At 61.4% G+C, this 21520-nt stretch carries 17 protein-coding genes and 1 pseudogene; 16 read left to right on the top strand and 2 right to left on the bottom strand.

Annotation, left to right across the window (positions count from 1 at the left end; genetic code table 11):
• Positions 1–9 precede the first annotated feature (9 nt).
• From ACTHL0_RS09620 to ACTHL0_RS09550, 15 genes and pseudogenes are all read left to right on the top strand, one after another.
• Positions 10–738 carry a toxin-antitoxin system YwqK family antitoxin gene (locus tag ACTHL0_RS09620; RefSeq protein ID WP_440566503.1) on the top strand — a complete coding sequence of 243 codons (729 nt, stop codon included), beginning with the start codon at positions 10–12 and terminating at the stop codon, positions 736–738.
• Between the two features lie 3 nt (positions 739–741).
• Positions 742–1128 carry a DUF4280 domain-containing protein gene (locus tag ACTHL0_RS09615; RefSeq protein ID WP_440566502.1) on the top strand — a complete coding sequence of 129 codons (387 nt, stop codon included), beginning with the start codon at positions 742–744 and terminating at the stop codon, positions 1126–1128.
• Positions 1129–1140: 12 nt separating this feature from the next.
• A complete protein-coding gene (locus tag ACTHL0_RS09610; RefSeq protein ID WP_440566501.1) occupies positions 1141–1386 on the top strand; it encodes a hypothetical protein in 246 nt (81 codons plus the stop codon).
• Positions 1387–1406: 20 nt separating this feature from the next.
• The gene (locus ACTHL0_RS09605) at positions 1407–2384 is read left to right on the top strand and encodes a substrate-binding periplasmic protein (protein ID WP_440566500.1); all 978 of its coding nucleotides are present in this window, start codon (positions 1407–1409) and stop codon (positions 2382–2384) included.
• 41 nt (positions 2385–2425) lie between these two features.
• Positions 2426–3703: a dicarboxylate/amino acid:cation symporter gene (locus ACTHL0_RS09600; protein ID WP_440566499.1), complete on the top strand. Its 1278-nt coding sequence runs from the start codon at positions 2426–2428 to the stop codon at positions 3701–3703.
• 8 nt (positions 3704–3711) lie between these two features.
• The gene (locus tag ACTHL0_RS09595) at positions 3712–4422 is read left to right on the top strand and encodes an aspartate/glutamate racemase family protein (RefSeq protein ID WP_440566498.1); all 711 of its coding nucleotides are present in this window, start codon (positions 3712–3714) and stop codon (positions 4420–4422) included.
• Positions 4419–5840 carry a dicarboxylate/amino acid:cation symporter gene (locus ACTHL0_RS09590; RefSeq protein WP_440566497.1) on the top strand — a complete coding sequence of 474 codons (1422 nt, stop codon included), beginning with the start codon at positions 4419–4421 and terminating at the stop codon, positions 5838–5840. The genes ACTHL0_RS09595 and ACTHL0_RS09590 overlap by 4 nt, the downstream gene beginning before the upstream one ends.
• A complete protein-coding gene (locus tag ACTHL0_RS09585; protein WP_440566495.1) occupies positions 5837–6418 on the top strand; it encodes a hypothetical protein in 582 nt (193 codons plus the stop codon). Before ACTHL0_RS09590 ends, ACTHL0_RS09585 begins: the two co-directional genes overlap by 4 nt.
• Positions 6419–6499: 81 nt before the next feature.
• On the top strand, positions 6500–7831 hold the full coding sequence (tssK, locus tag ACTHL0_RS09580) for a type VI secretion system baseplate subunit TssK (RefSeq protein WP_440566494.1): 1332 nt from the start codon (positions 6500–6502) through the stop codon (positions 7829–7831).
• 15 nt (positions 7832–7846) lie between these two features.
• Complete coding sequence (locus ACTHL0_RS09575) at positions 7847–8605, top strand: DotU family type IV/VI secretion system protein (RefSeq protein WP_440566493.1); 759 nt, start codon at positions 7847–7849, stop codon at positions 8603–8605.
• A 37-nt stretch (positions 8606–8642) separates the two neighbouring features.
• Entirely contained in the window at positions 8643–12788 is a 4146-nt protein-coding gene (locus ACTHL0_RS09570) for a type VI secretion protein IcmF/TssM N-terminal domain-containing protein (protein ID WP_440566492.1), read from the top strand.
• A complete protein-coding gene (gene tssA, locus ACTHL0_RS09565) occupies positions 12785–13903 on the top strand; it encodes a type VI secretion system protein TssA (protein WP_440566491.1) in 1119 nt (372 codons plus the stop codon). The genes ACTHL0_RS09570 and tssA overlap by 4 nt, the downstream gene beginning before the upstream one ends.
• A gap of 52 nt (positions 13904–13955) precedes the next feature.
• Positions 13956–14678, top strand: coding sequence for a hypothetical protein (locus ACTHL0_RS09560; RefSeq protein ID WP_440566490.1), 723 nt, complete (start codon positions 13956–13958; stop codon positions 14676–14678).
• Positions 14679–15214: 536 nt separating this feature from the next.
• Complete coding sequence (locus ACTHL0_RS09555) at positions 15215–15475, top strand: type II toxin-antitoxin system Phd/YefM family antitoxin (RefSeq protein WP_440566489.1); 261 nt, start codon at positions 15215–15217, stop codon at positions 15473–15475.
• A pseudogene (locus tag ACTHL0_RS09550) lies at positions 15472–15636 on the top strand (Txe/YoeB family addiction module toxin); the annotation flags it as partial. The gene ACTHL0_RS09555 and the pseudogene ACTHL0_RS09550, both read left to right, overlap by 4 nt.
• 304 nt (positions 15637–15940) lie before the next feature.
• On the opposite strand, the gene ACTHL0_RS09545 reads toward ACTHL0_RS09550, so the two are convergent.
• Together ACTHL0_RS09545 and ACTHL0_RS09540 are read right to left on the bottom strand one after the other, a co-directional pair.
• On the bottom strand, positions 15941–16753 hold the full coding sequence (locus tag ACTHL0_RS09545) for a methyltransferase domain-containing protein (protein ID WP_440566488.1): 813 nt from the start codon (positions 16751–16753) through the stop codon (positions 15941–15943).
• Positions 16754–17237: 484 nt separating this feature from the next.
• Positions 17238–18956: an AIPR family protein gene (locus ACTHL0_RS09540; RefSeq protein WP_440566487.1), complete on the bottom strand. Its 1719-nt coding sequence runs from the start codon at positions 18954–18956 to the stop codon at positions 17238–17240.
• A gap of 517 nt (positions 18957–19473) precedes the next feature.
• On the opposite strand from ACTHL0_RS09540, the gene ACTHL0_RS09535 reads away from it, so the two are divergent.
• Positions 19474–20538 carry a hypothetical protein gene (locus ACTHL0_RS09535; RefSeq protein ID WP_440566486.1) on the top strand — a complete coding sequence of 355 codons (1065 nt, stop codon included), beginning with the start codon at positions 19474–19476 and terminating at the stop codon, positions 20536–20538.
• Positions 20539–21520: the final 982 nt, after the last annotated feature.

The raw sequence follows: 21520 nt of genomic DNA, 5'->3' as shown, positions 1-21520 counted from the left end.
ACACACGCCATGACAGCTCTCGAACCCAAGCGTCCACCGCCTTCTTCCGCCGCGCAGCCGGGGGCGGACGTGCGCGAGGTGGTGGAGCAGCGCGATGCGAGCGGCGCGGTGATCGCGCGCACGTCGCTGCAGGGCGGCGTGCCGCACGGGCCGATGACGCGATGCACGCCGCAGGGCACGCCGACCTTCGATGCGCACTACGCGCATGGGGTCTTGTCCGGACCGATGCATGCCTTCGATCCGCCCGGTGTGCTCGTGAAAGAGGCGCACTACGCGGACGGTAAAGAGCACGGTGTCACCACGTTGTATCAGGACGGGCGTGTCGCCCTGCGGCAGGCGTTCGTGGCGGGTGTGCTGCAGGGCGAGAGCGTGTCGTATGCGCCGTCGGGGCAAGTGACGTCGCGTCTTCCCTACGTGGCGGGAAAGCTTGAAGGCGAAGCGGTTTATTTGCACGAGGGCGCGGTCGTACGCCGTGCGCGTTATCGGGCGGGTGTGCTCGAAGGCGAAACGCGCGAGTACGCCGCCGACGGTACGTTGGTCCAAAGCCTGCCGTATCACGCCGGCTTGCTGCATGGGACGGCGCGACGCTTCGATCCCGACGGCCAGGTGATGGCCGAGCGCCGCTACGCGAGCGGCAAGCCGCAGGAAGCGTGGCGCAGTATCGATGCACCGGTTGCCGGCGCCGCGGGCGGCTTGCCGAGGATCGTTTCCCACTTCGAAAAATGGGTGAAGGGCTGATCGATGGGCATCCTGGTCACTACCGGCACCCTGCTGCAATGCAGCTTCGGCGTGGCGCCTTCCTCGCTGAACGTGCTGCCGACGCCGTGCGTCATGGCGGGTGCGCCCGCCGCGACGATCATGGATAACGCGCCGATGGTCAACGTCATGCCGTTCGGCATGTGCAATTGCCCGGCGAATCCGACGGTCGCGGCCGCGACCGCGGCGGCGCTGGGCGTATTGACGCCGATGCCGTGCGTGCCGGCCACGGCGGCGCCTTGGGCGCCCGGTTCGCCGACGGTGCTGATCGGTGGCCAGCCGGCGCTGCAAAACGATTCGAAATTGATGTGCAACTGGGGCGGCGTGATTCAGATCGTTGCCCCGGCGCAATTCACCACCATGGTTCCTTAAGGACGATCGGCGATGCCCTATGTGTTCTCGATGACTGCGCGGATGGCGACGATCGCGGCGTGCTGCGTCCTGCTGCTCTGCGTGCTGCTGTTCCTGCTCGGTGTCGAAATCGGCGCGCGCTATGCCGCGCCCGCCGCTGCGCCCGCTGTGTCCGCTGTGTCCGGTGCGCCCACTGCCTCGGTCACGAGTGAACCTGCGCCCGTGCCGGCGAGTCCGGACGCCGCCGCGTCCGCTGTGCCTGCTTCCAACGCTTCTTGAAACTGCAAACGGTAATCGCTATGCCTACGCTTCACTTTTCGGGTCCCGAGCCTCATGGACGCTTGATTGCGGCCCGCCCGCTGCGCGCGCTTGCCGGGCGTCTCGCCGCCGCTACGCTGGCGATCGCCATGGGGCTTTTCGCCAGCGCGAACGCCGCGCATGCGGCCGGTGCGGCAACGCCCGCCGCCGTCGCCGCCGCACAGCCGGCCAGCGCACCGCTCGCGCTGACCCCGACGGGTCTCGTACGCATGCCCGACGGCCGCTTGCTGGCCCCCGAGTTTGCCCGAATCGTGACGCGCGGCGAACTCGTGGTCGCGATGCTCGGCGTCGATCAACCGCCGTTTTTCGAAACGCGCAACGGCCGTCTGCAAGGCATCGACGTCGATATCGCCGATGAGCTCGCCGCGAAGCTCGGCGTGAAGGTGCGCTTCAACCGCGATGCGAAGACGTTCGACGGTGTCGTCAGCGAGCTCGCCAACGGCGACGCCGACCTGGCGGTCAGCAAGCTCTCCCGGACGCTGGCGCGGGCCGAGCTCATCAGCTTCAGCACGCCGTACGTCCGTCTGCATCGAGCGCTGCTGCTCAATCGCCTGAATTTCGCTCAAGTCGCGCATGGCCGTCCGGCACCGGAAGTGATTCGGGGGTACGACAGCACGATCGGGGTCGTGATGAACTCGTCGTATTCGCAATACGTGAAAACCAACTTCCCGAATGCGAAGGTCAAGGCTTATCCGAGCTGGGATGCGCTGCTGGGCGGGCTCGATAAAGGCGAGGTCACGGCCGCGTACCGCGACGAATTCGAAGTCAAGCATGTGCTCAAGAGCGATCCGACGGCATCGCTGAAGCTGCGCGTTGTCACGCTGGACGATCTCGACGATCCGATCGCGATCGGGGTGAACGTGTCCACGCCTGCGCTGCTCGCGTTCGTCAATCAATTCCTGGCCGAACGCAGCCGGAAACTCGACGTAAAGACGCTGCTGGAAGCGACCGATAACTAAAACATAACCATAACCATAAAGCGCATTTCGGAGACCGAACGATGGATATGAAAAAGCTTTACGCCGTGGCCGTGAACCCGTGGGTGGTGATCGGCAGTCTGGCGCTCGGTAGCGCATTCGGCTTGATGCTGCCCTTGTTGGCACAACGGCTGGACGTGATCGGGGATCTATACGTCAACTTACTGAAGATGACGACGCTGCCGTTCATGGTGTCGGCCGTGATTTTCAGTCTGCAGCGCCTGTTTCGCGACGGCGGCACGTCGCGCCTGCTCTTGCGCGTGGTCGTCGTGATCCTCGGCGCGTCGGCGACGGTCGCCGTGGTGGGCGCGCTCGTCCTGCTGACGATGCGGCCGGGCGCGAATTTGTCGACCGCCACGATGCATACGTTCGGCGCGATGGTCGGCAGCGACGCGACCGGCACGAACGAGACAGTGATGAGCCTGTACGGGACCGACACGGTGCCGAAGACGATCGGCTTCACCGATATGCTGAAAAGCCTCGTGCCGAGCAACATTTTCGCGGCGCTCGCGAGTGGCGACGCACTCAAGGCGCTGGTGTTCGCGCTGTTGTTCGGCCTGGCCGTGGGCCGGGTCCCGGAACGCATTTCGGTTGGCCTGAGCCAGGCGCTCGAGACCGTCTACCATGCTTGCCAGAAGCTCATGCATTGGCTCAGCTATCCGCTGCCGCTGATTCTGTTCTGCATGAGCGCGGCCCAACTCGGCAAATCCGGGGTGGGGCCGCTGCATGCGATGCTGCAGTTCGTCGTTGCATTCTTCATCGTCGCGCTGTTGCTGCTCGTGCTCGCCGCCACGATCATCTGGAAGCGTTCGGCCAATTCGCTGGGCAGCACGCTGGATGCGCTGCGCGCTCCGTTCGCGCTGGCGCTGGCGACGCGCAACAGTGCCGCCTGCATGCCGAGCATGATCGAGAGCCTCGTCGATCGCCTTGGCTTCGCGCGCTCGCGCGTGGAATTGATGGTGCCGCTGACGGTCTCGCTGCTGCGCGTCGGGCCGATGGTTTACTACGTCTGTGCGACGCTGTTTATCGCGCAGCTCTACGGGCGTCCCCTCGGCGTAGCCGAGGTCAGCACCGTTCTGCTCGCCTCCGTGTTGGCAGGCTTCGCGTCGGCCGGGATGACGGGGCTCGTGATGGTGTCGCTGATCGGCATGACCTGCGTCTATCTGAGCTTGCCGTTCGAGGCTGCCTTCATTCTCTTTCTGGCAGTCGATCCCCTGTGCGACATGCTGCGCACGCTGATCCTCGTCATCGGCAATACGGCGGCTGTATCGATCATCTGCCCCCGGCCGCTCAAGCTTTAAGGACCGCCATGGCGCTGATAGGCATCCTGGGCGGCATGGGGCCGCTTGCCACTGTCGATTTCATGGAGCGGGTGATCTCGTTGACGAGTTCGGCCGGGGCATCGCGCGACCAACAGCATCTGGAGCTGCTTGTCGCGCATCTGCCGCATATCCCCGACCGTTCGGAAGCGTTGCTCGGCACCGGCGAGAGCCCGTTGCCGGCGCTGCTGCGCGGCATCGATATGCTCAACCGCAACGAGGTGGCGCTGATCGTGATTCCGTGCAATTCGGCGCATCACTGGTACGACGCGATGCGCGACCATAGCCGAGCACCGATCATCCATATCGCCGAAGCGAGCATGGCGGCACTTCCGGCCAACGTCCGGCGTGTGGCCGTCCTGGCGACGGGGGGGACGTTTCATTCGGGACTCTATCAACGGATGCTGACTGCACGCGGGATCGAGTCCGTCGAGCCCGACGCCGAAACGCAGGGGCATATCGATGCCAGCATCGGCGAAGTCAAGGCGGGCCGGATCGACGCATCGACCGAACATCTCGTGCTGGCCCTCGATTGGCTCGTGCGGCAAGGGGCGCAGGCGGCCGTCCTGGGCTGCACGGAGTTGCCGCTCGCGGCACGCCAGATGGACGCCCTGGAAATCCCGATGATCGACAGCACGTTCGAACTTGCTCGCGCGACGGTGTCCTATGGCCTCGCGCGCGGCTGGAACATGGCGCTATGAACAGGTTGAGACAACTGCCCAACTCCGCGCCGGTGCTGCTGCTGTGCATCCTGCTCGGCTGCGTCGCAGGCGCGTTCGCCGAGCCGCTGGGCGAAGCCGCCTATGCCATCGGCCAGATCTATGTCTCGCTGGTCACGATGGCGGCCGTGCCATTGCTGGTGGTGGCGATGTTCTTCGGGCTGCGCCAGCTCCTGGCGCTACCGCGCCCGGGCCTGCGCATCGCCACCATGCTGATGTTGGCGATTGCGCTCGTCGCACTGGGCGGCTTCGCCGGTACCGTGACCGGCGTCGCGACGGCGCCCGGGCTGCACTTGTCGGCGGCCGCGCACGCGCAACTCGGCCGGCTGATTCTCGATAGCGGCGGCAATGCGGGGGAGGTCCGCATGACGTTGTTCGGCCAGGGCGTGCAAGACGCAGCCAACGGGGCCTTGGCGCTGACCGATGTCGTGCCGGATAACTTCTACGGCGCGCTCGCGAGCGGACGGGCACTCGGCATCCTGACCTGCACGATCTTGTTCGGCATGGCGTTCGCGGCGCTGTCGAGCGAGCAGACGAAGGTGCTCAACGGGATCTTCGAAAGTATCTATCGCACGCTCGAAGCGCTGATCGATTACGCCAATTTGCTCTTGCCGGTGCTCGTGTTCGGCACGGCGGCCCATTTGGTTGCGCACACGCCGCGCGAGACGCTTTCGGCGATGAGCGGATTCCTCTCCGTATTCCTCGCCTCGGTGGCCGCGTTGTCGTGTGTTGCGCTCGCCGCGATCGCGTTGCGTACGCGCGTCTCGTTCGGTCGTGCCCTGGCATGCCTGCGCGCTCCTATGCTGGTTGGGTTGACGTCCGGTACGCCGACGGCGGCGATCCCGCACATGATCGAGGCGATGAGTGCGAAGCTCGGCTGCAGCCGGGGCGTCGCCGAACTCGTCGTGCCGTTCGGCGCGGTATTCGTCCGCGCCGGCTCAGCGCTGTATTTCGCGCTCCTCACGACGTTCGTGGCGAACTTGTACGGGCGTCCCCTGGACGCCGGCGACTGTGCGATGATCGGCGCCGCCGCCACGGTGGCGGCGTTCGCGTCGGCGGGGCGCAATGGTATCGGCGGCATCGCGGCGGCGGGGATCGCCTTGTCGCTGCTTCGGCTGCCGGTGGAGGCGGCCTTGGTGGCCTTCATCGCAATCGATTTGATCTGTGACGGGCCGCGCAATCTGCTGAGTTTGCTGTCCACCTGCACGGTCGTCGCGCTGGTATCGGCGGGCTTGCAGACGGACCGGGCCACCGCCATGGCGCAGCCGAGCACTCGATATGGCGATTCGGTGATGGTGCGCCTAGCATTTACGCGAGTGCAACTCGCATTGGTGGGGGGCTGCGCGCTCATAGCGGCTTCTTTAATCGTAGTGATGGGAATAGGAGTGGGGGCAAGATGACGGACTCGCGACGCTCTATGCGGCGGCCCGGCTTCGAACGCGGCTGCGCACCGCTCGATGGAGAGGCACGCCCGGACGGTGCCAGGTTCGCGGCGCGTGCACAGACGGCAAGCCTGCGACGGTGGGCGGCCGGGTGCTTGACCGTGTTGTGCTTTGCGGGTCTCGCCGGCTGCTCGATGCTGTTTCCATCGGGCGACAAAGTGAAGTGGGACGAACTTACGCTGGCGGCTGGCGAAGAAGCGAACAACGATAGCCCGATTGCCGTCGACGTCGTGTTCGTCACGGACAAAACGCTGCTCGCGCAGATCGCCGAACTGCCGGCTTCGAAATGGTTCGCCGTGCGCGGCGATCTGACGGGTACGTTCCCCGATGCGATTCGTTATCAAAGCTGGGAACTCGTGCCGGGCCAGCGCGTTGTCGTGCCCGGAGACAAGCTGCGCGGGCCGCGTGTGGCAGGCGTATTCGTGTTCGCCGACTATCCCGGGCCCGGCGCCCATCGCGCGCGAGTCGAGCGATTCGATGGCCGTCTCGTCGTGCAACTGGGCGACAACGCCTTTTCGATTTCGAGTGTGAAATGACAGAGCTTCGCTGTTTTTCTGATTCCCGCCGCGCCGCGCGCGGGTGCGGCCGTGCCGTTTTCCGTGGAGCGAGGTGCGTTCATGCCTGATCGACTCGTCCCTATCGTCGAGCGTGTCGAGTGGTTCGAGGGCATGCTGCTCGCGCCGCAGCATTTTCAGCTGCTGAGCGCGCGCGTCGATTCGCTGGTCGCGTGGCAGAGCCTGGCCGCCGCCCCGTTCAGTTGGGGCGTGCGGCGCCTCGTATTCGACGAAGGCCTGCTGACCGCCGGCGTCGTACGCGTGCTTGCCCTCGACGCCATCATGCCGGACGGCACGGCTGTCTCGTACTCGGCCGAATTCGCGCAGCAGGGCCGGCTGGAACTGTCGCTCGCTCCATTCGCGGAACGGCTCGCCACGACGCAGCTCGAGATCTATCTCACGTTGCCCGTCGCCGCGTCGATGCGCGGGGAAGCCGAGATGCGCCGGTTCCGATCCGTGGCCGGTGAGCCTGTCGAGGATAGTACGTCGGGTGCGCCGCCGGCCGATATCCCGCGCCTGTTGCCGAATCTCGGGCTCGAGGCGGGTGAGATCCCGTCGGCACGATTCGTCTCGCTGTGCCTTGGCACCGTCTATAAAGACAACGAAGTCGTCAAGCTCGGGAATCGGCAGCCGCCGCTTCTGGAAGTGGCTCGCGACAACCCGCTTTGGGTGGCGGTTGCCGGGTTGCTCGGCCAAGTGCGCGGTAAGGCTGCTTTCGTCGCGCGCCAGACGGCGATTCCCTCATCGAAAGCGGATGACCGCCTGACCCAGCTCGAACTGAAGGACCGGCTGCGCAGCCTGCTATCGGCATTGCCGCTTGCGGAAGCGGTATTGCGCACGCCGCATCTGCACCCGCTCGCGCTCTATCACGCGCTTGCCGCGCTGCATGGTTCGTTGTCGATGCTCGCGCCGGGCGGCATGCCGCCCGTGCCGCCGGACTACGATCATGCCGATCCGCTCGCCGTCTTCACACCGCTATTGAATTCGCTGCGCGAGGCGATTGCGGAGGTTAGCGAAGGGTACCGCGAACGCAAGTTCCGCTATGGCAACGACATGTTCGATATCGCCTTGCAAGCTCAGTGGGTCGAAGGGCGGCTCGTGATCGGCCTGCGCGGCCAATCGGATCGCGATCTGTTGGCCTGGATGGACGGCGCGGTGATCGGCTCCGAATCGGTTTATCCGTCGCTGCGCAGCCGGCGCGTGCTCGGTGCCTCGCGTCGCTCCGTGGAGTATGCCGAAGAACTGGGCATACGATCGGGGTCCGGCTATCTGCTTTTCGAAGTCCAAGCCGACCCTTCGCTCGTTCGCGCGGGCGAAGCCCTTGTCATCAGCAATCCGAACGAAGGGGCGAGTGCGCAGCGCCCTCAGGAAATGCTGCTGTTCACGAAAGACTGACGACTCGACACGAAGATGGCACGCACCCGTATTGAAACCGAAGAGAACGACCTCGCGATGGAGCAGTTTCGCGCGTTCTTCGACGAGCTCGTCAAGGCGCAAAGGCGGTTCTCCGAAGCGCCCGACACCGACCCCGACGAGGCCGCGCAGGGCATGTCGCGGCATCTGCTGAACGTGCTCGAAATTCAGACGCTGCAATCGCGCCGCGACAGCACGCGCTTCGATATCGAGAACGTGGCCGACGCGCGCTACCTGAAGGCCGTGCTCGCCGACGAATTGCTGCTCAACGCGCAATGGGCAGGGCGCGAGCGCTGGACCTCGTACTTGCTCGAATCGGCGCTGTTTCGCACGAACATCGCGGGTGATCTCGTCTTCAAGAAGATCGAGGCGTTGCTGTCGGATCGCGAGCCATCAAGGCGCGACATCGCGCGCTTGTACCTGTTCGCGCTCGCGATGGGTTTCCAGGGGCGCTTCCGCGGGGCAGGCGAGCAGGCCGATGCGCGCTTGCGCAGCTACCGGGAAGAACTGTACGAATTCATCTATCAACGCCGCGCCGACTTGGGCGGGCGCGATCGCGTGGTGGCCGAGTCCGCCTATACGAACACCCTTTCCCATATCGCACCGCGCAAGCTGCCGACGGTAAGCCGTTGGAGCGTCATGGCCCTGCTCGTGGTGGTGGCGTTGCTCGCGATATCGGAGATCTTGTGGCTGTGGCAGTCCTGGCCGGTGCGCCAAGCCTTGCATGGCGATACGGTCGTGGGAGTGAGTTCATGAGCGCCATGCAACGTTTGTTCATTGCGGGGGCGATGCCATGCTGACAAGCAATCTGTTTCTGCTGTCGGTCGCCGTACTGATCGCCGTCGTATTGATCATCCTCGGCGCGGTGCTCTGGATCGCGGCGCATAGCGCGCAAAGCAAGCCGGCTGCCGAGCGCAAGATTGTGCGGCTGCGGACCGATTCCCTACGCAACGCGTTTCGCCAGGCGGTGGAGCTGATCGAGGGCAATATCGCCTCGCGCAGCGAGCGTTACAACGTGCCGTGGGTCATCGTCCTGAACGAAGGGGACGACCCGCGACCGCTACCGATCGCGCAAGCGGGCGTGGCCAGCGTATTGAGTTCCGAAGCGGCCAACCCCGCCGCGATACAGGGTATTTCGTGGAATTTCTTCGATCGCGGTATCGCCATCGACATCAAGGCCGCGTATCTCGGCTCGCCCGACGACGACAGCAACGAAAAGCCTTGGGATGAATTCCTGAGCTTGTGCCGCAACTATCGGCCGCAGCGGCCGTTCGATTCGGTCGTGGTGACGGTGCCCGCGTCGATGTTGCTCGCCGATCATCCCGACGCGCGCCTCGAACTGGAGCGCCATGCGAAACTCGCGCACCGCCGGCTGTGGTTGGCGCAAAACCGCTTCGCGATGCGTTTTGCCGTCTATGTCGTCGTCACCGGCTGCGAAGCGCTGTCCGGCTTCGCCGCATTCGCGCGTGCGCTGCCCGAACCGCTGCGCGCCAGCATGCTCGGCTGGTCCTCGCCGTACGACCTTTCCACGACGTATCAGTCGGCCTGGGTCGATGCCGCCATGGGCAGCATCGAGCGCGCCGTGTCGGATGCGAGCGCCGAACTTTTCACGCTCGACACCGGGATGATCGACGTTCAGGGATGCCTGTTGCTGCCGGCGCGCGTCGATGCGATGCGCGCGCAATTGCAACTGTATGTCGACGAGTTGATGCGGCCTAGCGCTTACCACGAGCCGTTCTTCTTCCGCGGCATCTACCTCACTGGCGACAGCGGCGAATTCGCGCAGCGCGACGAAGCCCGGCGGGAAAGCGGCGAGGCCGTGGTGCCCGAATCGCCCGATGCCTACGATCCGTACGGCGAGCGCACCGAGCCCCGCTTCGCGGGTGAGGGCGACGCGCTTGATGAGGGCACGCGGGCGGGCAGCGGTGCGTTGAACGATCTGATGCTGCAGCCCGCATTCCTGCGTGACCTGTTCGAGAAAAAGATTTTCCTCGAATACGGATTGACGCGGCCGTCGCGCTCGCAACACCTCTCGCGGCCGATGCTGCACCGGGCGGTGCGCTGGGGCGGCATTGCCTTGCTGGGCGGTTGGACGTTCGGCCTCGCGGGCGCGACGCTCGCGCTGAGCCATCGCAATCCGCGGCTTGTCGCCGCGCTGAACGAATTGCATGCCGATGCGCAGGAGCGCGATGCGGCCGCGCGTGGCGGGGAGTCGTTGCCGTCGGATTGGTACCGTCGCAAGACACTCTCGCTGATCGGCTTGAATGGCGAGCATATCGGCACCCTCTGGACCGTGTTCATGCCCGGCTCGTGGAGTGTGTTCGACGATCTGGACGAGCGCGTGCGGGCCCGCTTCGAACGCGAGTTCGGCGAGATCGCGCTGACCGCGCTCGAACGAGAGATGTTGACGCATGTGAGCCGGATGACCGGCGTGGCGAACGATCCGAGCACGGGACAGCTGATTGTCGGCGACGATTGCGCCGCTCCGACGCTCGGCAGCGATTCCTCGGTCGTGAGCAGCCTGGCCGTCGAAGATTTGCCCGCGATGCATGCGATGCAGCGCTACGTGACCGCGGTCGATCAGCTCGATGCGGCGCTGGCTGCCATGCAGCGCTTGCAGCAGCCGTCGTCGGGCAACGAGGAGGCGCTCAGGCTCGTGGTGCGCTATGCGTTCGGTACGGAGCTTCAGGGCAACGTGGCGGGCAGCCTGCGCTACTTCTATCGCGATGCGTCGCGCCGCGGCGATGCGTATGCGGCGGACCGCACCGGTGGGTTGAACGTGCCGGTGATCCAACAGGCGGTGCGCTGCACCTTCGACAAAGGCGCGCAGCAGCTGGACGCGCAAATGTTCACATCGAACCCGCTGCTCGCCGCGGAGCGGACGGTGACGGGGCAGATCGACGCGTTGTCCGTGGGCAGCGTCGGACTTGGCGATTTCGCGCAGACGAATACGAGCTATCGAGCGATCGTCTCCGGCATCGACGCGCAACAAAGCCTGCTTGCCTCCGGCAAGGCGGCCTGGATGCATCAGGCGCAGTTCAACCCGGGGCCCGTTTGGGAGCGCACGTTCGTGCGCGCCGCGCAGAATCGGCTGCTCGGCGCCGATCTCGTCGCCCGCTTGCACGACCGCTCCGCCACGGCGTTCCAAACGTTCGCAACCGAAATGGCACAGCGCTTCGGCGGCCCCGACGGTGGTGTGCTCTGGGTCGACAAGGACGCGCGCTACGTTGTCTCGCCTGCGCGGCTCGCGTTGCGCGATGGACTGGCGAAGCTTGTGTCGCAGCCGTTCATGGTGGCGCCGCGCAACTTGCCGCTGCCGCCGGTGCCCGACGGCTCGCTCGTGACGTGGGACCGGACCCAGCTCGACCAGGCGGTGGCGCTTGGTGATGAACGCAAACACTATCTGGCGGACGGCTTGGCGACGCTGCCCGATGCGGTTCGGCCCGCCGTTCAGCAGGCGCTCGACGCGCAGTTTGCCAGACTCGTTCTCGACCAGGTCGCGTCGGCGGCCGCGGTGTCACCGGCCGACGGCGACCCGGCCAACGCGGCGTTCGATGCGGCGCGCACCCGGCTCGTGAAGATACGCGCCGCGCTCGTGGAAATGGGTGCGAACGCGCAGGCGGCCGATCTCGATACGCTCGTTTCGAGCGACGCCATGCAGCATCTTCGCCTCGTCGACAACGCGCTGGCTCAATCGGATCTCTACGCGACGCGTGCGACGGGCGGTTCCAGCAGCGTCAAACCCGTCCTGGCTGCGTTCGGCGTCAACGATCCGGCCGCGCTCAACGTCTATCTGCAGCAGCAGTCGCTGCGTGCGCTCGAACTGGGCAAAGAAGCGAAAACGTACTTATCGGCGCTCGATACAGCTGATGCGAACTCGCCGCTTGCTCAGCGCTGGCAAGCGATCGTCACCGATCTCGACCGCTATCAGCTCAAGAACCCGAACAGCAGCCTGCTGATGCTCGAACAGTTCTTGCAGACGGTTGCGGCCGACCCGAACGCCGGCGAGTGCGTCGATCGCTTCCCGCCACGTCCGGCCGGCGTGGGTGGCGATTACTTCACGACGCTGCACATGCGCTTATACGACAGCTTGCTGTCGCGCTGCGGCTCGGGCTTGGCGAATGCGTTGCGCGGCGAGTGGGACGGCTTCGCGCAAGTGTTCAACCAAAGCGTGGCGTGGCGCCGGCCGTTCAGCGGCCCGTTGCGGCCCGTCAAACTGAACGATGCGCAGGCGACGCCTGCCGACTACGGCGAACTGGGCGTGGCGCTCAAGCGTTACGAACAGGTTGCGACCGCGCTTCGTTCCGCGGGTAGCGGTGCCGGCGCGCGGGCCATTCGCGCGGATGCCGTGCGGCAGTTCGTCGAGCAATTCGACCCGGTCGATGCGTTGCTCGCCCCGCTTTATCCGGGCGCCGACGGGACAACGGCGGGCTACGACGTCAGTGTCGATTTTCGTGCCGACCGCACGGCGGAGGTGGCGGGCAATCAACTGATCGACTGGACCATCCGGATCGGCGAGCACAGCCTGTCGATGCAAGACGCGCCGCATACGCTGCATTGGGAGTACGGCATGCCGGTGACGCTCGTGCTGCGGTTTGCGAAGAATTCGCCGCTGACTGCAAAGAACGATCCGGCGCAGCGCGATTTCACGACCGACGGAAACACGCTGACGTGGCAATTCGCCGATCCGTGGGCGCTGCTGTCGTTCATTGCACAGCAGCGTGTGGCCGATACGACCGTGCGTGCGAGCGCGGGCGGCTCACTGTTGAAATTTGACTTTCCACTCGAGACGTCCAATGTGGCCGATGCCGCGCTGGTATCGAAGTATCCGCGCGGCCGAGTATTTGTGCGCGTGCGGTTGACCCCGGGCGGAAAGAAGATGCCGCTCGCGTGGCCGAGTAATTTCCCGACGCACGCCCCGATCTGGAGTGAATCTTGAACCCATCCGATCTAATCGAAGCCGAGTTGAGTTTCGCGGTCGACCTGCAGCCGCTGCTGAGTCCGTTGCCTGAGGGAGATGGCGTGGGCGTGTCGTTGCGTTCGGATCCCATCTGGCAACAGATCCGCGATGCACAACGCGAGGACGACCCATCGGTGCCGATGGGCGAATGGGAGCGGCCGCTCGTCAAGGGTGACTGGCATGCGGTGGCATCCCTGAGCGCTGAAGCGCTTCGCTTGCGCAGCAAGGATTTTCATCTTGCGGTTTGGCTGTGCGATGCATGGACGCGGCTCTATCGCCTCGAAGGCCTGATGGCCGGCGTGCAACTGCTGAACGAGTTTGTCGATCGATTCTGGGATCATGCCTACCCCCCCCGCGATGGAGACGATACGGACGCGCGTGCTGCACCCCTTCATTGGATCAGCCGACGGCTCGAGATCGTGCTGAAACTCCATGTGCCGCTGATTGGCCTGTCCGTCGAGCCGGGCTTCATCAATCTCGATGACTGGCAGCGTGTCGTGGTGGCCTCGTTGCAGGACGACGACGCACCGGCCACGCATCTGCCGCGCGAAATGCTGGATCGCGAGGCCGCGCAGGGATCGAACCTTGCCCTGCTGCGACAACTCGAGCGGACTGCCGGCACCGTGCTGGAGGCCGTCGAAGAACTCGCGCGCCGGCTCGACCAGCGGTTGGGCGACGATGCGCCGAGCTTCGCGCGCGTGGTCACGACATTGGGCGAACTGCAGCGTGCGGCGCGCGCGCTGCGCGGCGATCACGCGCTCGACGAGGCGGTGCCTGCGGCATCGATCGATGTTGAAGGGGAGGAAACCCCAGTGGCCGAAAGCGACGATACGCAACTGGAGGTGGACATGCAGATGCAGCCGCGAGCGCTACCCATCACACGCGACCAGATCGTCGATCGCGCGCACGCGTATCGGCTGATCGAAGATGTCGCCCGTTATTTGGCCGAGCATGAGCCGCATAGCCCGACGCCTTACCTGCTGGCGCGCGCTGTCAGCTGGGGGCATATGCCGCTGCCGGAGCTCATGCGCGACATCGTTAGCCAGGAAGGCGATTTGGGGCGGTATATGGCGATGCTGGGTGTTGAGCCGTAGAAATCGCAGCGCGTGAGCGCGAGAGGGCTTCACCTTTAGTAGAAGACTAACCATGACTCCACAGCAGTACAGGCTGTTTCTCGACAATCCGGTGGCTTTGCTCAATGGCCCGGGAAACGTAAGGCAGATCCGGCTCGACGGCACGATGGGGCAGGCGATTGCGAACAGCGTTTCCCGAACGGTTCAGAACCCTGGCGCGGTGCCTTTGCACTACCAGTATTCCGCTGCTCGCGTACTGCCTGTCACGCTTCGCTATGACGACACCGGGATTCCTCCGACGTCGGCGGTGTGGATCAGCCGTAATCAGCCGGGCGGTGGTGGTCAATATCAGCGGGATCGGGCTTATTACCTGCAGTGGGCGCCTGATCAGGCCTATGCGATCGAGCTGGGTTTCGATGCGCAGTTGTTTTTCACTGCGGAGCTGACTGGTTGCGGGATCATGGTCTTTACGGCGCAACATAAGACCATCGTGGTTCACCACAATGTCCAGGTTCCGCCTGTGCCGCCAACCTTTATGCAGCAGATTTTTGAAAGCGCTGCCGCGCGGCAACTGCGTGATGCTGCGCACATGGTTGATGTTCGGACACAGACGCTTGCCAGCCTGGCGCAGGATATTGTTGCCGCACATCCGGATATTACGGGGGGCACGCTGTTGAGCGTGCAGCAATATGGTGCTACGGCTCGGGTATTTGGGATCAAGCGTGGCGGGCAATGGCGGCTGTATGTGAATCGTCCCGTTGGGGGCACCTATCAGACGGAGTTGCTGCATCAGTGATTCTGACGTCGTCGAAGTTGGCAAAGATACCTGCAGCGTCTCTGCTACTTCCGGCGGTATGCGTGCGGCGTCATCCGGGCGTCAAAGTGCGTTCAACGCATGGAACGCAAAGTGTGCTTCGATGGTCAAGCATTTTCAGCTGGTCACAGAGGACTCGCGTCGGACCCGTATGGGCATCGATACCACGAGTGATGTGACGTTTCGCTGTCTCGATGCGAATGACCCTGCGTACACGCGCCCGAATATACAGCCTGCGCATGCTGCGATCACAGAAAATCGTATCAGTCAGCAATAGCCCGGAAAACAGAAACAAACGAGCCTGCACGCAGCGATCCGCAGCCATCTTGACGCCGCTGCACCCTGCCGCCCATCGGAAGGCAGAAGGACTTCTCGAGAGCGATGTTGAGTCCGCAGCTCTGTCGCACGGACGGCGTGTATCGTCCGCCGACGACGACACGTACAATTATCTGTACATGTCCTTGTGGGTGGGGTGGAGTTGTACCTGTATCGGTACAGGTTAGTCATGAAGGGGAGATATGCGTACCATCCCGTTTACCGACGCTCGCGCCAACCTGAAGCGCGTCATCGACCAGGTTGTTGATGATATGGACGTGACGCTCATCACTCGCCGCGATGCACCTAATGCGGTTGTCATGTCTCAGGAGCACTACGATAGCTTGATGGAGACGGTCCATCTTCTGCGCTCCCCGGCAAACGTAGCTCATTTGGAGCGCTCGATCGCGCACGCACGCGCAGGCAAGGTAAAGCCCCATAAGTTGGTCGACGACACGGAATGAGCGGCGCGTTGAACATCATGTGGACTGCCGAGGCTTGGGGCGATTACGTCTACTGGCCGGGGCAGGACAAAAAGACGTTGAGGCGTATCAACCAACTCATCGAGGACGTGCAGCGCTCGCCGTTCGAAGGTATCGGTAAGCCTGAGCCGCTGAAGGAAAACCATTGCAGTAACGATCGCAGTAGTCCACCACCTTGTGACCGCTGAAGCCAAAGTTGTCGCCGCCCTTCATGGCCGCGCTCGTGGTTCTGGTCTACGCCTGTCAGTTCAGTAGGGTGGACCATTGGCCGAGCGCACGTTTCGGACGAGGGGGCGTCTCTAACCGACCCCATTGCTGCCCTTGAGGGACTCTCGGCGACTGTCACTACCGCGATCTAAAGCGGCCTCCCGCCCCACGCCGCAAGGTCGGACGTAACCGGAGTTACCCACTTCCGGTTCGCCTCGGGTGGCTACTGCCGACGACTGCTCAGGCCTTTCTGGCGGATGCGAGTACACACGGCATCGGGACTTGTACCTCACCGTTGTTCGTATACGATGCAGCGTCGTCGGACACTGCTTTCTGGATCGCGGCGAGCGCCTCTGGCGACTGTGCCCTCAAGATCGCCGCGACGCGCACGCCGCCGCGCATCAGGACGTCGAAAGGTGTTTCGGGTGCGCGAAGACGCAACGTCTGGCTGACTTCGTTAATGCGGGGCTCCACGAACCCCGCTTCAAGCAGCGCACGTTCCGACTCGTGGGAATCGCTGAAGCGAAAGAACGGAGGCCCGGGTGGTAGTTGGACATCCATGCGGCCGTGCTTCTCAATGGCCTTGAGCACCATCCGGAATCCAACGGCCTGGTCCGGCGATGCCCAAACAGTAAAAGCGATTCTGCCGCCCGGGCGCAGCACCCGAAACGCCTCGGTGAGCGCAGCCTCGGGACGACAGAAATGGAGCATTCCGAAGCTGATGCCGACCGCGTCAAAACTCATATCTTCGAAAGGCAGGTCTTCGGCGCCCCCCAAACGGAATGTGAGGGCGGGAAAAAGCCGTCTCGCTTGCTGGACCATCGCGTCCGCGAAATCGACGCCTATTACGTCTGCGCCACGACGCGCCGCCGCTGCCGCTAGATAGCCAGGGCCCGATGCGACATCAAGGAACTGGACGCCGGCACGGACGTCAAGTGCATCGAGCAGCGCATCATTGCACTGCGTCGTCAGTTCGCCAAAATATGAGTGATATGGCTGTGCGACGGTTTCCCAGCCCCGACGCTCAAAGGCGCTGAATTCGTCTTGTTCCATGTCACACCTCCATCCGGGCTCGCCCTGTTGCGCACCCTGACATCAGGTCGACGCTCCCGAGCCGACGCACGCTGATCAGGTTAGTGCCCCTCGGCCAGTTATACAAGACTGCACGGGAGTTCAGGAATTCGTCTTGTCAGGCCACAACCATCGAGCAATACAGTGAACCCTGTCGTATGTGAGGCGTGGCCGGGCAGGCAATGGCGTCCGCAATACGCACACCCTTTCCCTCCATGAACGGACGGTCGCGGGGCATGGATCGAGTGGCCCCGCCTGGCCGGCTAGCGCCCGACGACGAAGCGCGGTGATCGTCTCGGGGTGGCATCGCATGCAAAGGGCATAAAGCGACCCATTACAGTCATTCGGATCGGTACCCGGGCAATGGCAGTTCTCGAATCCCAGAGCGGCCTGTCGGCTGTGCACTCATCCGATATTCCAGCTACGCATGCGGACCCTCCCACTTGTTTCACACTGGCAGTACGACTTATTGCGGTGCGTCAAGAGCGACCGCTGGAGTTCCGGCCGCACGTTTCATTTCGGCGATAAACCGCAATAAGTCTGCTCTAAACGATGGGCCATACTCAAACTTAACATCAAGTATTCGGATCTTGGCCTCACCTGTTTGATTATCAATATACGCTCTGCGTTTGGGGCCGAATTTCTCAATCTGACGTTGACCAAACTCACTCCACCGCTGCTCCAGCAATGCAAGATTCTGTTCAGCATGCCCTGCGCTGAATTCAAAATTCGTACCGAAGAACAGTTCAACATACAAAAATATCTTCGCATAAATATTCTGGTCTCGCGGTTGGTGTGCACCGATCTTCCCACGCACTACCCCAAGCAGATCTAATCCAGCGGCGGCACGATCGAAATTCCCAAGTATATTTAGGTCGACATCAGAAAATCTGTTTTTCTTGAACAATCGCCGCTCTGAACCTTTATCTATTTGTCCGTTCGCAGCATAGTAAGCGCGCCAAAAAAGATTTCTCTCGACGACTTTCTTCGAATCTACATATCCGTCGTTTATGCCTGTCGAAAATTCGCCGCGCTTTCTCTCATAAAGCAAGCCGTACCGCTCGAAGACGAGTTGCTGAACTTTTATGTGAAACTGTTCATTTGCGAATCTGTCAGCATTTATTACCGGGGTCTGCTTGTTTGTTGCGTTTGATATTTCGTCGATTAGCTCGAGCTTCGCGTTATGCGATTCGTTATCGAATAAAGTTATAATCTTCAGTAAAACTTCTTTATTCCTGAATATTTCTTCCGCTGTCTCGCGATTCTCGCTTAATATTCTGCTTAGAGTGAATGACGTCTGGCCGCCGTTGATAATCTGGGGATTTTTAATCCAAAGCTGCGCCTTGTTCTTCTGTCCAATCTTCTCGTTTATGTTCGTCTCATCGGAAAGCATTGTGATGCCGTTGTTGAAGAGCGAGAATTCGTTGGTATCGGATTGGACGATTGTGTCGCGAATTGACTCGTTTACAGCATGACCCTCAAACTCCAAATAACTTCTCGGATTATATTTAAGTATGGAATTTCTATACTTGTCCATCAGCCTCGCCACTTCGATCGTGGGGACAAATAGAGCCGTTATTTCGCATTCTCCATACTTAGTGGAAACGTTGTAACTTATCTTGCTTCCTGCATTTTTATTCGAAAGGTCGATTGGAATCACGATATCGGAAGCCGTATAATAGGTCCCTGTGATGACCGGGAACACGAGCTCCTCGTATGTCTTCTCAAAGTTGAAGACCTCCGCTGCGTAGCCGCCCGTGAGCTTCTTTAGGCGAGACGGCGTGATATTTTTTAGGTTGGCGAGAATTATAATCCGGTATGAAAACCGGCCGACATCCGGGAGAGACGATATCTCTCGCTGAAGTTGTTTAATTTTTCCGTTGTACTCCAACCCTGCTTCATCAACAGTCTCTCCTTCCATAATCCGAGAGATATCCATCATGAGCAATTCTTCGAGCTCAATTTCTTTATATTCGAAATTCTTTTCGCTTATTCTGAATTTGGATTGAATGAAGTAAATTGTCTTTGTTCCGGTGTCAATATGATATCCATCGATACCCCCATCCCCGCTAGCATCAGTTATTGTTCGCTCGCGCATCGAGAAGTCCGATATCCCGAACATTACTTTCATATATAAATGAATGAACGCCCTTGCCCTCGCCTGGTTAATTTTTTCAATGTCCATATGGTCCGGGCGATATCGGGACGATTGCTGGGAGGGTGCCTCACTTCGGATCTGGTCAAGGATGCGAATCAGAGTTTCATATCTCATTTTTCTTTCTCAAGAATCCGGTTGTTGGATTTTGACCCGCTGTATGCTTAGACAGTACACTTTTCTAACCTTAGCCAGACAAATCTTAGCCGAAACACTGTCAGTCGAGTACGAATGTTCAGGCGATAGCTCCAAGTTGCCCGAACGCAAGTCCATTCTGGTTGATCCCCCATCGGCAGCTTTGGGATTACGGATCGGGCACGCGAATGGCCCTCTGGCAATGTGGATCGATGACGCCTCGTGGCCGTCTGGCACCCCAGGGGATAGCGCGACGAACATCGTCGGGCGGCCGCGATGCAACAGGCATAACACGACCCGTTGCTGCCGCTCGACCAATCGGCGTCGAACGGCTGCCCTGAAGCGTGGGCGCCATTTGTACGTCGGTTCGTGTATCCTGCGTTTCAAATTACAACGGGTACCGGGGAAGCACATGGAAGGTGGCTCCAACCAACAAGACCTCGACGACGCTCATTTCGAGCATTTGCTTGCTGAACGTAATAGACGAGAAGCACGCAAAAGACTTGCAATGATGGTCTCGGGGGCTGCCATCACAGCCGCCGTCACTTTCGTGCTGCTTGTCAACTTCGGGCCACGCGCAAGTGTGCTGTCGGAACTGCCTTTTACTAAGCTTGTGCCGGTTGTGACGACGTTGATGTTGACTAGCGGAGTCACCGCCGCTCTCCTATCGTATCTTCGGGGATCCTCAAGCTCGGCTCGTGCGGTGAGCGGAACTATGTCTTTGCGCCTCTTGCAGCTGGAAAATGAGGTCGAGAACCAGTCGCGAAGAATTGAGACAAAGATAAAGGCCCGCTATGTCGATGAGAGCACAAGGTCCACCATCGTCGCAGAACTGAAACAGGATCTAACTAGTTCGGTGGCTGAAATCGTCCTAGATGAGATCCAGCAAAAGGTTCGCTTGTCACTAGAGCAAGAGCGTGAAGGACGCGAACTTCGCGCTCAATTGGATCAAACGTCCGACCGACTGTCCGATGCTATCGCAGCCCTGCATCTCCGGGCTAACGTGAACTTGGTCTTCGGTATCCTCATGAGCGTTGCAGGCATATCGATCCTCGCATACACATTGGCGGCGCCGGTACCCACTGAAACATCTTGGGACTTCATTCGGAACTATGTTCCACGCGTGACTTTGGTACTCGTAGTAGAGCTGTTTGCGTATTTTTTCCTCAACCTCTACAAAGCAAATCTGGTAGAAACTAGGTATTACCACAATGAAATAACGAATATTGCCGCTCGCCGAACCGGCTTATTGACGGCATTTTCAGTCAACGACAGTTCGCTAATTTCCGCTGTCGTCGCTGATCTGCTTAAAACAGAACGCAACGGCATATTGACCAAGAGCCAAACGACCGTCGAACTGGCAAGGGCCAAGGCCGAAAACGAGGCTTCGAAAGACTTAGCCGGAACCTTAGTGAAACTTGTTGAGGCTTTCGTCGCCGGCCGAAAACGCTCTGATAGTGACGACATTAGCAGATGACGATCGAATGTATACCTCACAAAAGCAAGGTGCCAAAGGTCAATGATGCGATGCACCCTCTGAAGGCCGAGCGTCCCGTTAGCGACGAAGCGGTCGCAAAAAAGTCCGTTCGACTGCTTTGGTGAATGACGCTTGATGGCCGCGTGCTGCCCGACGCAGATGGCTGCAATGAGGCTACTACGGATTACCCACACTGGACGTCGACGGGTCTAGAACGCGCACATGCGGATTCAATTCCAGAAGTTGTCGCGTTAGTTCTCTCGTTTTCACGAAGTCGCAGTTGGCACAAACCCCGCTTTCGGTTTGCTCGCCGCAGCAGGGACAAAACCACCGCGGCCGATCGAAACGATCTGGATCGCAGGAGGAGTCAGTTGGTTTCGATGCAAGCGTCTCAATCTGCTCTCGGATAGCGCAGCTAAACAGTGAACCCGTCGACGAACACTGAAGCTCTCCATTGGCGGCACTGATCAGCTTCGCGGAGCAATACGGGCAGTGCATGGGCTGTGGACTCTGGGAATCTAGATTGCCGACAATCTTGGACGAGACGCCGGATGTCCGCAACTGGCCGATCCCGGAAATCGGAGCCCGCGGACCATCGCGTGTCGCCGAGATGGCCCGAATTTCCAGGGCCGGCCCCAAGCCGCCGGTCGCCCTGGTGGAAGCCAGATGTCCGCTTCCGAAGGTGGGGCCGTCGTACGAGGGTTCGCCTGGCAGTCTCGGAGGACGACGTGTCGTCGCCGATTTGCGCCGAAATGATCCCCGTTGAATCGTTACAATTACCCCGTTGAGTTCCTCCTTCGGAAGTACCGAGTGCGAGACAGTCTGACGTCCTGGTTTTGGAGCGGCGATGCCATCCGCAGTCGACGCGTGAGCGACATCGTTTTATCAGGCACGGTCGACGTGCCTGTGCCGTCTGCACGCGTACTTGCGGATTGGGATAGGGAGACGTCGTCGCGGCTCGTCCTGGAACCCGGGGACGTCG

Source organism: Trinickia sp. (assembly GCF_051961175.1).
Classification (GTDB): Bacteria; Pseudomonadota; Gammaproteobacteria; order Burkholderiales; family Burkholderiaceae; genus Trinickia.
Note: the sequence above shows the minus strand (reverse complement) of the source record. Positions and strands in the feature narration are given on the sequence as shown.

Excerpts from the sequence above, each read along its gene's own strand:
- ACTHL0_RS09620 (WP_440566503.1), top strand. The coding sequence starts at position 10 with ATGACAGCTCTCGAACCCAAGCGTCCACCGCCTTCTTCCGCCGCGCAG.
- ACTHL0_RS09615 (WP_440566502.1), top strand. The coding sequence starts at position 742 with ATGGGCATCCTGGTCACTACCGGCACCCTGCTGCAATGCAGCTTCGGC.
- ACTHL0_RS09610 (WP_440566501.1), top strand. The coding sequence starts at position 1,141 with ATGCCCTATGTGTTCTCGATGACTGCGCGGATGGCGACGATCGCGGCG.
- ACTHL0_RS09605 (WP_440566500.1), top strand. The coding sequence starts at position 1,407 with ATGCCTACGCTTCACTTTTCGGGTCCCGAGCCTCATGGACGCTTGATT.
- ACTHL0_RS09600 (WP_440566499.1), top strand. The coding sequence starts at position 2,426 with ATGGATATGAAAAAGCTTTACGCCGTGGCCGTGAACCCGTGGGTGGTG.
- ACTHL0_RS09595 (WP_440566498.1), top strand. The coding sequence starts at position 3,712 with ATGGCGCTGATAGGCATCCTGGGCGGCATGGGGCCGCTTGCCACTGTC.
- ACTHL0_RS09590 (WP_440566497.1), top strand. The coding sequence starts at position 4,419 with ATGAACAGGTTGAGACAACTGCCCAACTCCGCGCCGGTGCTGCTGCTG.
- ACTHL0_RS09585 (WP_440566495.1), top strand. The coding sequence starts at position 5,837 with ATGACGGACTCGCGACGCTCTATGCGGCGGCCCGGCTTCGAACGCGGC.
- tssK (WP_440566494.1), top strand. The coding sequence starts at position 6,500 with ATGCCTGATCGACTCGTCCCTATCGTCGAGCGTGTCGAGTGGTTCGAG.
- ACTHL0_RS09575 (WP_440566493.1), top strand. The coding sequence starts at position 7,847 with ATGGCACGCACCCGTATTGAAACCGAAGAGAACGACCTCGCGATGGAG.
- ACTHL0_RS09570 (WP_440566492.1), top strand. The coding sequence starts at position 8,643 with ATGCTGACAAGCAATCTGTTTCTGCTGTCGGTCGCCGTACTGATCGCC.
- ACTHL0_RS09560 (WP_440566490.1), top strand. The coding sequence starts at position 13,956 with ATGACTCCACAGCAGTACAGGCTGTTTCTCGACAATCCGGTGGCTTTG.
- ACTHL0_RS09555 (WP_440566489.1), top strand. The coding sequence starts at position 15,215 with ATGCGTACCATCCCGTTTACCGACGCTCGCGCCAACCTGAAGCGCGTC.
- ACTHL0_RS09545 (WP_440566488.1), bottom strand. The coding sequence starts at position 16,753 with ATGGAACAAGACGAATTCAGCGCCTTTGAGCGTCGGGGCTGGGAAACC.
- ACTHL0_RS09540 (WP_440566487.1), bottom strand. The coding sequence starts at position 18,956 with ATGGACATTGAAAAAATTAACCAGGCGAGGGCAAGGGCGTTCATTCAT.
- ACTHL0_RS09535 (WP_440566486.1), top strand. The coding sequence starts at position 19,474 with ATGGAAGGTGGCTCCAACCAACAAGACCTCGACGACGCTCATTTCGAG.